8 protein-coding genes are annotated in these 13523 nt (G+C 61.1%); 2 read left to right on the plus strand and 6 right to left on the minus strand.

The features are described 5' to 3' along the window. Nucleotides 1-33: 33 nt before the first annotated feature. Nucleotides 34-2637: a sensor histidine kinase gene (locus tag QP981_RS00065; protein WP_284857249.1), complete on the plus strand. Its 2604-nt coding sequence runs from the start codon at nt 34-36 to the stop codon at nt 2635-2637. A 6-nt stretch (nt 2638-2643) separates the two neighbouring features. Further along, nucleotides 2644-3387, plus strand: coding sequence for a response regulator transcription factor (locus QP981_RS00070; protein WP_049181799.1), 744 nt, complete (start codon nt 2644-2646; stop codon nt 3385-3387). A gap of 211 nt (nt 3388-3598) precedes the next feature. On the opposite strand, the gene QP981_RS00075 is transcribed toward QP981_RS00070, so the two are convergent. The 6 genes from QP981_RS00075 to QP981_RS00100 form a co-directional block, all read right to left on the minus strand. Then, the gene (locus QP981_RS00075) at nt 3599-5281 is read right to left on the minus strand and encodes a dipeptide ABC transporter ATP-binding protein (RefSeq protein WP_284857248.1); all 1683 of its coding nucleotides are present in this window, start codon (nt 5279-5281) and stop codon (nt 3599-3601) included. Continuing rightward, on the minus strand, nt 5278-6288 hold the full coding sequence (locus QP981_RS00080; RefSeq protein ID WP_284857247.1) for an ABC transporter permease: 1011 nt from the start codon (nt 6286-6288) through the stop codon (nt 5278-5280). Before QP981_RS00080 ends, QP981_RS00075 begins: the two co-directional genes overlap by 4 nt. After that, nucleotides 6281-7207: an ABC transporter permease gene (locus QP981_RS00085; RefSeq protein WP_284857245.1), complete on the minus strand. Its 927-nt coding sequence runs from the start codon at nt 7205-7207 to the stop codon at nt 6281-6283. Before QP981_RS00085 ends, QP981_RS00080 begins: the two co-directional genes overlap by 8 nt. A 4-nt stretch (nt 7208-7211) precedes the next feature. Next, nucleotides 7212-8957 (minus strand): peptide ABC transporter substrate-binding protein, encoded by a 1746-nt coding sequence (locus QP981_RS00090; RefSeq protein ID WP_284857244.1) that lies wholly within the window; start codon nt 8955-8957, stop codon nt 7212-7214. Nucleotides 8958-9455: 498 nt separating this feature from the next. After that, nucleotides 9456-11084 (minus strand): protein adenylyltransferase SelO family protein, encoded by a 1629-nt coding sequence (locus QP981_RS00095; protein ID WP_284857243.1) that lies wholly within the window; start codon nt 11082-11084, stop codon nt 9456-9458. A 141-nt stretch (nt 11085-11225) separates the two neighbouring features. After that, nucleotides 11226-13457, minus strand: a complete 2232-nt coding sequence (locus QP981_RS00100; protein ID WP_284857241.1) for a 3-hydroxyacyl-CoA dehydrogenase NAD-binding domain-containing protein — start codon at nt 13455-13457, stop codon at nt 11226-11228. Between the last annotated feature and the right edge of the window lie 66 nt (nt 13458-13523).

A 13523-nucleotide genomic window follows, 5' to 3' on the forward strand; every position in this document is an offset into this window, starting at 1 on the left:
GGGCAAGGTATGGCAAGTAAAGGTCTGTAAGAAATGGCCAAGCGAGGAAAACTGAAGGTCTACCTGGGGTTCGCCCCGGGCGTGGGTAAGACGTGCGCCATGCTGAGCGAGGGGCACGATCTGTACTCCCGCGGGCACGAGGTAGTCGTTGGGCTGGTGGAGCACCACGGTCGCGAGCGGACGAAGAAGCTCATCGAAGGCCTGCCGGTGTTGGATTGCCGAAAGGTGTCCTACCGAGGCAACACCTATCGTGAGCTGGATGTTGATGCGATTATCGAGATGCATCCTGAGGTCGCCCTCGTCGACGAGCTCGCGCACACCGTCGTCACCGATGAGCCGGACAACGAGTTCGTTCAGCAACGCAAGCGCTGGCACGATGTCTACCAGCTTCTCGACGCAGGCATCGATGTCATCTCGACGATGAACATCCAGCACCTGGAATCGCTTAACGACGTCGTTGCGGCCGTCACCGGCGTGCGCCAAATGGAGACGGTGCCCGACCGTGTCCTCCGCGATGCGGACGAGATTGAGCTCATCGACTTAAGCCCGGATGCCCTGCGTATCCGACTGTCCCGCGGCGAAATCTACCGCAAGGAGCAAGCGGAACTGGCGCTGCGGAAGTACTTCCGACCCGGCAACCTCAGCGCCCTGCGTGAGCTGGCACTGCTGTGGCTGGCCGACAAGGTCGAAGAGGTTCTGGACTCCTACCGCGAAGATGAGGAGATCGACGATCATTGGACTACCCGCGAGCGTGTGGTGGTAGCGGTGCGTGATGACAACAACGCCGAGGCCATGATTCGTCGCGGTGCTCGTATGACCGGTCGCGTGGCCGGCCGCGAGATGATTGTCGTGCACATTACCGGTGATGACGATGGCCTCGACCGCGGCTACTTGCGTCGACTGCGAAAACTGCAGGACCTCACCGAGTCGCTGGGTGGGCAGTGGCGTACCATCGTGGGCGATGATGTGCCGGGCATCCTGCTGGAGTTCTCCCGCACGGTGAATGCATCGCAGCTGGTCATTGGCTCGGAGCGAGGACTGCGGCGCTACGTGGGCTTAAGTACCTCGCAGCGCATCATCGACCAGGCTGAGCCCATCGATGTGCACATCATCTCCTCAAGCTCAGAGAAGAAAGCCAAGCGGCGCAAGAAACTGCGCTCTCGCTTTTCCAAGGAGCGACGTATCACCGGTTGGCTGCTGGCACTGGTGGGGCCAGTGCTACTGACGTTGCTGCTCTACCAGCTGGACACCGGCCCGGAGTTCCTGGGCGTACTGCTGCTGACCTATCTGATGCCGATAGTCTTCGCCGCTATGGCGGCAGGGTTGGTGCCAGCGCTGGCGGCAGTGGTGGTCTCCTCAATTCTGGCAAACTGGTACTTCACCGCCCCGGTGAACACCCTGACTATCACCGAGCCGGCCAGCTTGGCTCAAATCCTGCTCTTCGGTGTGATTGCGGCGGCTGTGGCGACGGTGGTGGAGCGTTCCGAGCGCCGCCGCGAGATGGCGGACAGGAGTCTGCATCAGGCAGTCGTAATGTCCGAGTTGGCACACGGTGTCGTCCACGATGGCGACAACATGTCCAACCTGGTCCACAGCTTGGCGGATACGTTCTCGATGGAGCGCGTGGACGTGCAGCGTTACTCCTCAGAGCGCAAGAAGTGGTTGACCATTGTCACCACCGCCGAACACGGCTTGTCCGAACCGTGGCCGACAGAGCTGCCGATGACTAAGGTCAGCTCCGGCGATGACCTGCGCTTTGTGCTCAGTGGCCGTGAACTCACCGCCGCTGAGACTGCCATGATTGCGGCTCACGGTTCCCGCATCCGGGCGCTCATGGACATGGAGGAAATCGCCGCGATGCGCCGCGCCACCGCTGCCCTCGAGGCGGGCAACCGCGTGGGCAGCGCGGTGCTGACCGCCGTTTCACATGACCTGCGCACACCGCTGGCCAGCATCAAGGCTGCGATCTCCAGCATGAACATGGAGGACGTCGAGCTTGACGACGAAACGCGTCTCATCCTCATGGAGACAATCGAGAGTTCCGCTGACCGCCTAGAGGTGGTCATTGGTAACCTACTCGATGCCAGCCGCATCGACTCCAGCACCAAGCGGGTGGAAAGTGTGCCGGTTAGCGTCTCCGATGTTGTGGACGCGGTATGTGCGGAGCTGCCGGAAGCCGCAGGTCACATTGACCGCGATATTGACCATGACGCCTGCATGGTGGAAGGCGATCCTGGGCTGATCCAGCGCATTGTTTCCAACATTGTCATCAACGGCCGTCAGTACGCACCGGAGTCGAGCCTGACCATTCGTACGCGGCCCAGCGAGCGCGGTGTGCGCGGTCCCGCCGACATGCCGGTTATGGGCTCGCTGGGTGCTATCGCTGCGAGCGCATGCATAGACATTTTGATCATTGACCACGGTAAGGGCATCCCGGAGGATAAGTTGGAGGAGATTTTTCAACCGTTCCAACGCCTTGGCGACTACTCGGCACAATCTCAGGGCCTTGGTCTGGGACTTGCCGCCGCCTCGCGTTTTGCCGACGCCATGGGAGGCGCCATCCGCGCCGAACAGACACCCGGCGGCGGTGCTACCTTCGTGCTGACGTTGCCGCGTGCAATGGGCGAGAGAAAGTAGGATTCCATGAATCTCAGTTCAGGACAACCCGCTGGTCAGGCTGGCAACAAACCCGGGCGAAAGATACTCATCGTCGAGGATGATGTCGCCATGGCCCGCACTGTGCTTGTCAGTTTAAAAGCCCGCGGTTACGAGCCACGTGTCGCGCAAACGGCCACGCGGGCGTTAGCCGCGGTCAGCGAGTGGAAGCCCGACGCCGTTCTCCTGGATCTGGGCTTGCCCGATGTCAGTGGCCTGGAAGTTCTGCGTTCTTTGCGCAGGTGGAGCGATATTCCAGTGCTGATTGTCTCCGCACGTCACGACGAGGCGGGGAAAATCAACGCCCTCAATGAAGGGGCCGATGACTACGTCACCAAGCCTTTCTCGATGGGGGAGTTGTTGGCTCGGCTGCGTTCAACCATGCGGCGTGCTAGCAAAGTAGTGGTCGAAGAGGTGCCGAAGGTGACCTCCGCAGATGGTCATCTAATGGTTGACCTGGCCAAACGGCAAGTTCTCGTGGCGGACGAGCTCGTGCATCTGACCCCGCGCGAGTGGGACATCCTGGTCTACCTGGTGCAGCATCGTGGCGAACTGGTGACCAAACTGGAGCTTCTCAAGGCCGTCTGGGGTGACCAGTACGAAAAAGAGACCAACTACCTGCGCGTTTACATCTCCCAGCTGCGCCACAAGATTGAGCCTCAGCAGGCTCACAACAAGTACTTGCGCACTGAGGTGGGGGTCGGTTATCGCATGGTGCTGGACGAGGAGTAGCAGCCGGCTGCTTGCCCGTTCTTGCTTGCCCGCCTGCACGTTCCCGCCTTCCCGCTCGCCTGCCTGCCTCTCCTCGCGACTTCACGACACAGGTGTCACCTCATGCCACCTCCACAGCTGGCACGAGGTGACACCCGTGTCGTGAAGTGCGATCTGCCCCAGCCCAGAGGGTGGAGTGAAGTGCTGTGTGGGGGGGGGCGGCACCGCCCAGCTACAGCTCCAAATCCAGCGAAGCGCCCGGAATAGCGTCCAGCAGCCGCTGGGTGTATTCCTTCTCCGGGTGGTCGAAGAGATCGTCGGTAGGACGGTGTTCAACCATCTTGCCGTGCTCCATCACGATGACCTCATCAGCCACCTGCCGCACCACAGCGAGGTCATGCGTAATAAAGAGGTAGGCCAAATCCATCTCTTCCTGCAGCTCAGCAAGCAGTTCGAGCACCTGAGCCTGAACCACCACGTCGAGGGCTGACACCGCCTCGTCACAGACCACAACCTCAGGGTTCAGGGCCAGTGCACGCGCAATCGCAACACGTTGACGCTGGCCACCCGACAGCTCACCGGGGAAGCGGCGACCCATCTCCGCGGGCAGCGCGACGCGGTCGAGAAGCTCGAATACGCGCTGCTCACGCTCCTGCTTGGTGCCAATCTTGTGAATCCGCAGCGGCTCCTCGATGGAGGAATGCACCGTGCGCATCGGGTCCAGCGTCGCATACGGGTTCTGGAAAATCGGCTGAATGCGACGCCGCAGCTCGAGCTCCTCTTTACGATTCCGGCCCTGGACGCGGTTACCGTCGAAAAGCACTTCGCCCTCTGTCGGATCGAGCAGCCCCAGCGCCATATTTGCGACAGTGGACTTACCCGAACCGGACTCGCCCACGATTCCGATGGTGCGACCGCGACGCAGCGTAAAGCTGATGTCATCGACGGCGCGGAAGGAATCCTTGCGCCACGGACGGTCGCCGCGGATGGCAAAGTCGCGCACCAAGTTCTTCGCGACCAGAATCTCCTTCTGATCCGCATCCGATGTCGTCGGCGCCGCCACCACGCGATCACCGCGCCGGGCAGCCAGCGATGGAGCCGCCGCGATCAGCTGCTTGGTGTATGGATGCTGCGGGCGGGTGAGAACTTCCAGAGCAGGGCCGGTCTCCACGACACGTCCTGCTTGCATAACGACGAGTCGGTCAGCGCGCTCGGCAGCCAAGCCGAGGTCATGGGTAATAAGCACCACGGACGTGCCGAGTTCGCTAGTGAGCTTGTCAAGGTGGTCGAGGATCTTCTTCGCCACGGTCACGTCGAGAGCGGACGTGGGCTCATCGGCAATCAGCAGCTTTGGGTGCGCGGCCAAGCCCATCGCGATAAGCGCGCGCTGGCGCATACCACCGGAGAACTCGTGCGGGTACTGGTCGATACGCTTTTTAGCGTTCGGCAGGCCAGCCTGTTCCAGCAGCTCAATCGCCTTTTTGTGGGCCTCGGAGCCAGTGGCGATGTTGTTGGCGCGCAGCGCCTCCTTAATCTGGGAACCGACGGTCCACACCGGATTGAGATTGGTCATCGGGTCCTGGGGGACCAGGCCGATGCCGTTGCCGCGGATACTGACAAACTCGCGGTCTGTCAGGTGTGTGATGTCACGGCCATCGAAGGTGATGGTGCCACCGGTGACTTCACCATCACCGGGCAACAGCCCCAGCGCGGCATGGACAGTGGTGGATTTACCCGAGCCGGACTCGCCGACAATGGCGACCGTCTCACCGGGGAAAACCTCCAGGTCGACGTCATGCACCACATCGGTCAACGATTTACTGCGGCGGCCGGACGCTGTGGTCGTCGGAAAGCCAATGCAGACATCCTTCAAGGTGAGAATGGGCGCTGCGGAAGTGTTGGTGTCGGTGCTCATCGACGACGCTCCTTCGGGTCGAGAGAATCCTTCAAAGCGTCACCCATGAGGATGAAGCCGAGAACGGTAATCGCCAGGGCGAGTGCTGGCCAGAACAGGTTGGACGGGGCCTGGCGGAGCACCTGCTGTGCGACAGAGATGTCGTTGCCCCAGGACACGGTGGTCGTCGGCAAGCCAATGCCCAAGTAGGACAGCGTGGCCTCGGCGACGATGTAAATGCCCAGTGAGGTCGTGGCCATGACGATGACAGGGGCGAGGCAGTTCGGCAGCACATGGCGGAAGAGAATGCCAGTGCTGGACAGACCGAGCGCCTTGGAGGCGGTGACGTATTCCTCGTTTTTCACTGAGATCACCGAGGAGCGCACCACGCGCGCCATCTGCGGCCAGCCGAAAGCAGCGAGCACGAAGACCACGGACCAGATGGTGCGTTCGGTAAACAGCTGCATCAGCACGATGCCGGCGAGAATCAGGGGGATGGCAAAGAACATGTCCGTGATGCGGGAGAGCACCGCGTCGACCCAACCGCCGAGATAGCCAGCGATGGCACCGAGGATGATGCCCACCACGGTCACGGCCAGGGTGACGCCGATGCCGACGATGACCGAGGCGCGGGCACCGTAGATGACACGGGCGTAGACGTCGTAGCCCTGCTGGGTGAAGCCCATCGGGTGGCCGTCGCGGGCCGGGGCCAGCGAGTCACGCAGGTTTGCCGCCGTCGGATCCACAGAGGTGAACAGTGACGGGAACGCGGCCACTGCGATGGAGAGCAAAATAATGAATGCGGAAACCCAGAACAGTGCGCGGTAACGCAGGTTCTGCCAGGCCGAACCCCAGAGCCCCAGTGGTGGGGTATCCGGCAACTGCTTGTGGTCGGGGTTCGTCGCCGGGTTTGGTGCCTGCGCGGCGTTGGCCTGGGTGGTGCCGGACTGTGCGGTGCCGGTATGCGCGGCGTTGGACTGCTTTTCTGGCTGAGTCGAATCTAACTGCGTCGAATCTGGCTTAGGCATAACGAATCCTCGGATCCAGGACTGCGTAGAGCAAGTCGATGAGCAAGTTGGCGAACATGTAAATAACCACCAGGATGGTCACGATGCTGACCACGGTGGGAGCTTCACCAATCTGGACGGCGTGGAAGATCAGGCCACCGATACCGGGCACGTTGAAGATGCCCTCGGTGACAATTGCGCCACCCCTCAGAGCAGCGAGATCAGCGCCGATGAAGGTCACAACGGGAATTAGCGAGTTGCGCAAGATGTGGCGACGGGTGACTTCAGAGGTTGGCAAGCCCTTGGCGCGGGCAGTGCGTACGAAGTCAGCATGGCGTGCCGACGAGACCTCGGAGCGCGTCAGTCGCAGAACATAAGCAACCGAGACGAGACCCAGCACGAATGCCGGCAGCAGCAGGGAGGTAAAGGAGGCATCGCTACCAACGGTGGGGGAGACAATCTCCCAGCGCACACCGAAGAGGTAGCGGGCCACGAAGCCGAGCACGAAGGTCGGAGTTGCGATAACCAGCAGGGACATCACCAGAACGGTGGAGTCGAAGAAGCCGCCCTTGCGCATACCGGCAATAACGCCGAGGCCGATACCGAAAATGGCCTCAATGGCAACGGCCATCAGAGCCAGGCGAATTGTAATAGGGAAGGCCAGCGCGATTTCCTCGCCGACCGAGCGACCGGAGAAGGTCTCGCCCATATCCAGGGTGAACAGGCCCTTGAGGTACTCCCAGTACTGGACGAGGAAAGGCTCATCCAGGTGGTAGTGGGCGCGCAGTGCTGCGACCTGCTCCGGTGGCAGCTGCTTATCGCCAGCTAGTGCAGCGATGGGGTCGCCTGGCATGGCGAAGACCATTGCATAAATCAGCAGTGTGGCACCGAAGAAAACCGGCACCATCTGCAGGAGTCTCTTTCCGATATACCAACCCATGGTGCTAGTCCTTCTCAATCATTGGGTAGTCCAAGATGCCGTCCCACATCACCACGGGGTTACGCAGCTTCGGATTCCACGCCACCGAAGCATTCGGGTACCACAGCGGGATTGCAGGCAAATCTTCCATCAACACCGACTGAGCCTTGACATAAATCGGCTTAGCGTCTTCTGGGCTCTTTGCCGAGGCCGCCTCTTGAATCAGCTTGTCGAACTCCGGATTGGAGTAGTGGTTGTCATTCGAGGAACCACCGGTGACGAACTGCGGGATCATGTAGTTGGCCACTGACGGGTAGTCCGCTGACCAGCCAGTGCGGTAGCCGCTGGTGATGGTCTCGTTGGAGATTTCATCGCGCAGCTGCTTGAAGGTCGGGTAGGCCTTGCCGTGGGAATCGATGCCGAGGGTCTCGCCAATCATGTTGGTCACCGCTTCGACCCACTGCTGGTGTCCTCCGTCGGCGTTGTAGGCAATGTCGAACGAGCCGGTAAACGGCGCAATTTTGTTGGCTTCGGCCCACAGTTGGCGGGCCTTCTTCGGGTTGTATTCCAGCACCTCTTGGCCAGGTACGTTCGGGTCAAGGTCGCCGAGCGTCAACGAGCTGAACTCGCGCGCCGGGGTGCGGGTGTCGAAGAAAATCTTCTCAGTGATTAGTTTCCGGTCAATCGCCATGGAAATCGCTTGACGACGAAGCTTGCCCTCTTCACCCGAAAAACCTGGCAGATTTCGCGGAATTGCGAAGTACTGCGAAGAGGAGGTCGGGACGTTTGCGCTGGAGTCGGGGAAGTCGGTTTGGAAGCTGGCGAGAGCCGTTGGTGGAATTGTGCGTGGCAGCGTGTCCAGGCGGCCGGCCTGGAGGTCTGCATATGCGGTGTCCACGTCCGAGTAGAAGCGGTATACCAGGCCGTTGTTACGGGCCTTGTGCTCACCGGCGAAGTCATCATTGCGAACCACAGTTAGCTGGTTGTTGTGCAGCCAAGCGCGGCCTTCGGCCATCTTGTACGGTCCATTGCCGATTGGGTGTTCACCGAAAGCCTTCTTGTCTTCGAACGCGGCCTTCGGCAGCGGCATAAACGCGACATAGCCGAGGCTGAGCGGGAAGGAAGAATCTGGGTTGGTCAGATCCACGGTGAACCTCAGGTCATCGACCTTTTTCAGGCCGGAGAGTGTTTTCTCCGTGGCCTTTTCTCCCGAAACAGCATCAAAACCCTGCACGTTGGCGAAGAAGGACTGCTGCTTCTGCAGGTTCGGTCCGTAGGCAGCGTAATTCCAGGCATCGATGTAGCTCTGCGCGGTGACTGGTTCGCCGTTGTGGAAGGTCCAGCCCGGTTTCAGCGTGATGTCGAAATGGGTCGAGTCCTCGTTGGGCTTAATTTCTGCCGCATGATCCAGGATCATCGAGCCGTCGGTGTCGTAGCGCACCAGACCCGAGTAGAGCATGCGGAGGATATCGCCACCACCGGTTTCATTGGTGTCAGTGGTGTACAGCGGCGACTGCGGTTCCGAGTTCTGGACCACAATGAACCCCGCGCCGACCTGTTGCTGGTCAGTGCTGCAGGCAGCGAGCGCGCTTCCTGGCAAGGCGATTACCAGCAAAGCCGCCAGAATTTGGCGGACATGCAGCGTGAACTTTCCTTTTTCGCTGAGCGTCGTTGCGTGCAGTTTTGTGGCACGGAACTTCTCTCGCTGTCGGAGCTTCCGCCGGAGTTTCTGCCGGGTGTGGAAGGGGCCGGAGGCAACGGGTCTATGCATCGCGAGCCTTTCTAGATTCTGCCAGCTAGGCGATATGAATTTGGTGATCGGCTCACTCCAAACGACTCAGCTACCCACCTCCCAGCTGCTTAGCAATGGCGGTGGTGAAACCTTTGGTTGTGACGGACTCTAAGGTTTGGATACGACCGTTCAATACAGTCTCTAACCTTACAAGTCCAAAAAACATATGAGTATTAATCAGGCGAATCATCCCTTATTTGACGGTGTCTTTCACCCTCGATTGGGGAGTTAATCCTGTGCAGTGGTGCAACGTTGTAACATCCTGGCACCCCCGCAGGGGTTGAGGCTGCTGAATTTCTGACTGTCCCACCGCTGGGCTCCTGTCCGGACCCCATCCGCGACTTCACGACACAGGTGTCACCTCATGCCACCTCCACAGCTGGCACGAGGTGACACCTGTGTCGTGAAGTGGGCTTTGGAAGAGGAAGTGGCATTGGAAGAGGAAGTGGACTTTGGAGGAGGCGGAGAGGCAGCGCATTAAGTCCCACAGTACGAGTGGAAAGCACCCAACTCCCGCGGTGCCGGCTCCGTGAACCCCGCTGGGACGTCTTGCGACTCAAAGGGGTTGGTTACCGCCTCCAGCAGGTGCCGGTAGTCGGTCAGATCCCCCGCCCCTGCCGCCGCTAACGCTTCCGTGACCAGGTGGTTTCGCGGAATATACAGCGGATTCGTTTCCTCCATAAGTGCCAGGGCCGTCGTCCGGTCGATTCCCAGCTCCTTCCGCGTCCGCTTCCACAACTGCCCCCACTCAGCCGCGGCGGCGGGGAACGCAGGATCAGCGGTCAGCCTGGTCAGCGCAGCCAACGCAGCAACTGTATCCCCATCACCATCGGCCAGAACCTCAATCAGCGCCCGATGAGCATTCGTATGGTCGAGCCCAAACTTCGCCAGCAACGCCTGCCACTGCTGCACCAGGGGGATGGCCAGCGGGTCGTCGTAAAGCGAGGGGAGAATCCCCAACTTGGGCAGCCACCTGCGGCTGAGCGCATCGGTGAATTCGTCGGCGAATTCGCCCAGGATGTCGCGGGCGCGTGCGAGGGCTTCCTCCGGGGTGCCTGCGAAATGCGGTAGCAAAGTCTCCGCAAGCTTCGACATATTCCACCCGGCAATCGTCGGCTGCGCGCCGAACGCGTATCGACCGCCTCGATCAATGCTGCTAAACACCGCCCGGGGGTCGTGCGCATCCAGAAACGCACACGGCCCGAAGTCGATGGTCTCGCCCGCGATGCTGGCATTGTCGGTGTTCATCACGCCGTGAACAAAACCGCAGGCCAACCACGCCGCAACGAGATTGGCTTGCCGCTTGACGACGTCCCGGAGAACCGACTCCGCCGAACCTTCGTAGCCATGCCGCTGCGCGGCGAACTCGATGAGCCGATCCATGATTCCGGTGTCCGCTCCGGAGCGTGAGACGAGCTCGAATGTGCCAACTCGCAGGTGGCTGGATGCTACGCGCACGACGATACCGCCCGGTTGAAGTTCGGTGGTGGGGTCGGTGTTGTCGAATGGGGTTTGCGAGCCGCGGTAAATCTCTTCGCCGGTTTTTATGACCGCCAGCGCGCGGGTGGTGGGGATGCCGAGCGCATACATGGCCTCGCTGATGAGGTACTCCCGCAGGGCGGAGGTCAGTGTGGCCTTGCCGTCACCGCCACGGGAGAAGGGCGTGGGGCCGGTGCCTTTCGCCTGGATCTCGTAGGCCTGGGTGTTGTCGCTGTGGGTTGTCTCTTTGGGGCAGTCGGGCTGGTTGGCCTGCCAGGGAAGCCCGGTCAGCCCCGGTTCAGCCTCAACTGTGGCGAGCAAGAGCGCGCGACCATCGCCGAGTAGGCCTGCGAAGTTGCCGAACTGGTGGCCGGCATAGGCCGTGGCCACCGGGGCTGTGTATGCGCCGGGTGGGGTATCGGTTTCCTGGCCGACTCCGTGATCGGCGCCGCGGCCAGTGAGGAACTTCAGGCCAGCGTCTGACCGGAGCCACTGTGGGGAGAGGCCGAGTTGGGTCGCGAGCTCGTCGTTAAGCATGACCAGCTGCGGCGATGGGGCGTCAAACCCCTGCTGGTCGATAGCGAGTTCAGGCAGTGCGGTGGGCAGATCAGCGACGTTTCTAGCCATGTGCGCAGTTTAACGGGTAGGCCGAATTGGGGTTGGCGCGCTGGTGCGTTCAGCGGTGCTACGTACGTTGACGTGGCCTCGAAGGCGGAAAACCCCGGTTGCTGGAACAATTCCAGCAACCGGGGTGCGCTCGGGGTAGCCCTACTTCTTCAGGGACTCCGGAGCGTTGAAGCGCTCGCCGTGCTTAGCGGCCAGCTCTTCGGCGCGCTCGACGAAGCCTGCGACACCGCGGCGCTCTGGGTGAGCTGCAGCCGGGTCGACGACAGTGGCGCCGTCGTAGTTCTTGATGAACTGGCGAGTACCACCGGTCCAGGCCGGGTAGCCGATACCGAAGATGGAGCCGATGTTGCCGTCGGCGTCGTGAAGCAGAACGCCCTCGTCGACGCACTTCTGAGTCTCGATGGCCTCGATGAAGAGCATGCGGTCGACCAGCTCCTGCAGGTCGGTGTCTTCCGGAGCGATTGGGGTGATGTTCAGCTCCTCGCGCAGCTCGTTGAACAGGCCCGGCCAGAGACCGGAGCGCTTGCCGTCGACGTACTCGTAGAAGCCCTTGCCCTCGAGCTTGCCCGGGCGTTCGAACTTGTGCAGCATGGCCTCGACCAGAGCCGGCACGCCGCCCTCGTCCAAGGTCTGACCTGCGGCCTCGGCGGCAGCGCGGGTCTCGCCAGCGATCTTCTCCATGAGCTTGAGGTTCAGCTCGTCGGCAAGCTGGAGCTGCGGTGCCGGGTAACCAGCCTGGCGGCCAGCGGCCTCGATGATGGCCGGGTCATAGCCCTCGGCAACCATGCGCAGAGCCTCGTTGATGACGGTGCCGATGACGCGGGAGGTGTAGAAACCGCGGGAGTCGGTAACGACAATCGGAATCTTGCGAATTGCAACAGCGAAGTCCAGCGAAGCGGCGAGGATTGCCGGGTCGGTGTTGTCGCCGGAGATGATCTCAATCAGCTGCATCTTGTCCACCGGGGAGAAGAAGTGCAGACCGATGAAGTCCTTCTCACGCTTGACGTGGGAAGCCAGCTCGGTGATTGGCAGGGTGGAGGTGTTGGAACCCAGGATGCAGGTCTCCGGAACCGCGGCCTCGATTTCGGCGTGAACCTTGTGCTTGAGGTCGGTGTTCTCGAAGACGGCCTCGATGACCAGATCGACGTCGGACAGGTCGTCGTAGGACTCGGTCGGCTTGATGCGGTTCAGCAGTGCTGCGGACTTCTCCTCAGTGGTGCGACCGCGCTTGAGAGCCTTCGCCTCCAGCCCCTCGGAGTAGGCCTTGCCGCGCTCGGCGTTCTCCAGGGAAATGTCCTTCAGGACAACTTCCATGCCAGCCTTTGCACACACGTATGCAATACCTGCGCCCATCATGCCGGCACCAACGACGGCAACCTTCTTGAACTCGCGCTTCGGGTACGGGGTGCCGTCAACCTGCAGCGGACGGGAGCCGCCGCCCTGAGCGTGATTGAGGTCGAAGAAGAACGCCTGCATCATGTTCTTCGACTGAGTGCCGGTGACCAGCTCGGTGAAGTAGCGGGACTCGATACGCAGTGCAGTGTCGATGTCGACCTGAGAGCCCTCGACGGCAGCCTGCATCGCAAGGCGCGGAGCCTTCATCGGGGAGCCCTTGAGCTGCTTGGTCAGGTTTGCCGGGAAGGACGGCAGGTTCATTGCGAACTTAGGAGTCTTCGGGTCGCCGCCCGGGATCTTGAAGCCCTTCTCGTCCCACGGCTGTGTGGCCTTGGCATCTTCGCTGGTCAGCCATGCTCGAGCAGTGTCAATGAGCTGCTCCGGAGCAACAACCTCGTCAACGAGACCAGCTGCGAGGGCCTTGCCCGGGTTCATCTGAGCGCCGGTCAGAATGACCTTCATCAGCGCGTCCTGAATACCCAGCATGCGAACGACGCGGGAGACACCGCCGCCACCCGGCAGCAGGCCGAGGGTGACCTCTGGCAGGCCAATCTTGGAACCGCGGGCATCAGCCGCAACGCGGTAGTTAGCAGCCAGCGCGACCTCGAGGCCGCCGCCCAGTGCTGCGCCGTTGATGGCGGCAACAATCGGCACCGGGAGCTTCTCCAGGCGACGCAGGGAGGCCTTCATGTCCTCGACCATGTTGAACATGTCAGCTGCATCGTCCTCAGTGGCCTTGGACATCTGCTTGATGTCACCGCCTGCGAAGAACGTCTTCTTCGCAGAGGTGATGATGATGCCCTTGATGGAGGTCTCAGAGCCGTCGCCAATTTCGTTTTCCAGGCGCTCCACGGTGGCGCGGATGTCGTCCTGGAAAGTCTTGTTCATGGTGTTGACCGGCGCATTCGGGTCATCCATGGTGAGGGTGACGATTCCGGCGTCGTCCTGATCCCACCGGAACATGTTATCTGTGCTCATAAATCAGTCAGTCCTTTGTGGTTATCGCGGTGTGGCCGCGGTAATTGTCGCTGTGAGTTTCGTTCC

Origin of the sequence: Corynebacterium sp. MSK047 (assembly GCF_030232285.1) — a bacterium.
GTDB classification, from domain to species: domain Bacteria; phylum Actinomycetota; class Actinomycetes; order Mycobacteriales; family Mycobacteriaceae; genus Corynebacterium; species Corynebacterium jeikeium_D.

Bases quoted from the DNA above. Each gene is read 5' to 3' on its own strand.
- QP981_RS00065 (WP_284857249.1), top strand. From the start codon at position 34: ATGGCCAAGCGAGGAAAACTGAAGGTCTACCTGGGGTTCGCCCCGGGC.
- QP981_RS00070 (WP_049181799.1), top strand. From the start codon at position 2,644: ATGAATCTCAGTTCAGGACAACCCGCTGGTCAGGCTGGCAACAAACCC.
- QP981_RS00075 (WP_284857248.1), bottom strand. From the start codon at position 5,281: ATGAGCACCGACACCAACACTTCCGCAGCGCCCATTCTCACCTTGAAG.
- QP981_RS00080 (WP_284857247.1), bottom strand. From the start codon at position 6,288: ATGCCTAAGCCAGATTCGACGCAGTTAGATTCGACTCAGCCAGAAAAG.
- QP981_RS00085 (WP_284857245.1), bottom strand. From the start codon at position 7,207: ATGGGTTGGTATATCGGAAAGAGACTCCTGCAGATGGTGCCGGTTTTC.
- QP981_RS00090 (WP_284857244.1), bottom strand. From the start codon at position 8,957: ATGCATAGACCCGTTGCCTCCGGCCCCTTCCACACCCGGCAGAAACTC.
- QP981_RS00095 (WP_284857243.1), bottom strand. From the start codon at position 11,084: ATGGCTAGAAACGTCGCTGATCTGCCCACCGCACTGCCTGAACTCGCT.
- QP981_RS00100 (WP_284857241.1), bottom strand. From the start codon at position 13,457: ATGAGCACAGATAACATGTTCCGGTGGGATCAGGACGACGCCGGAATC.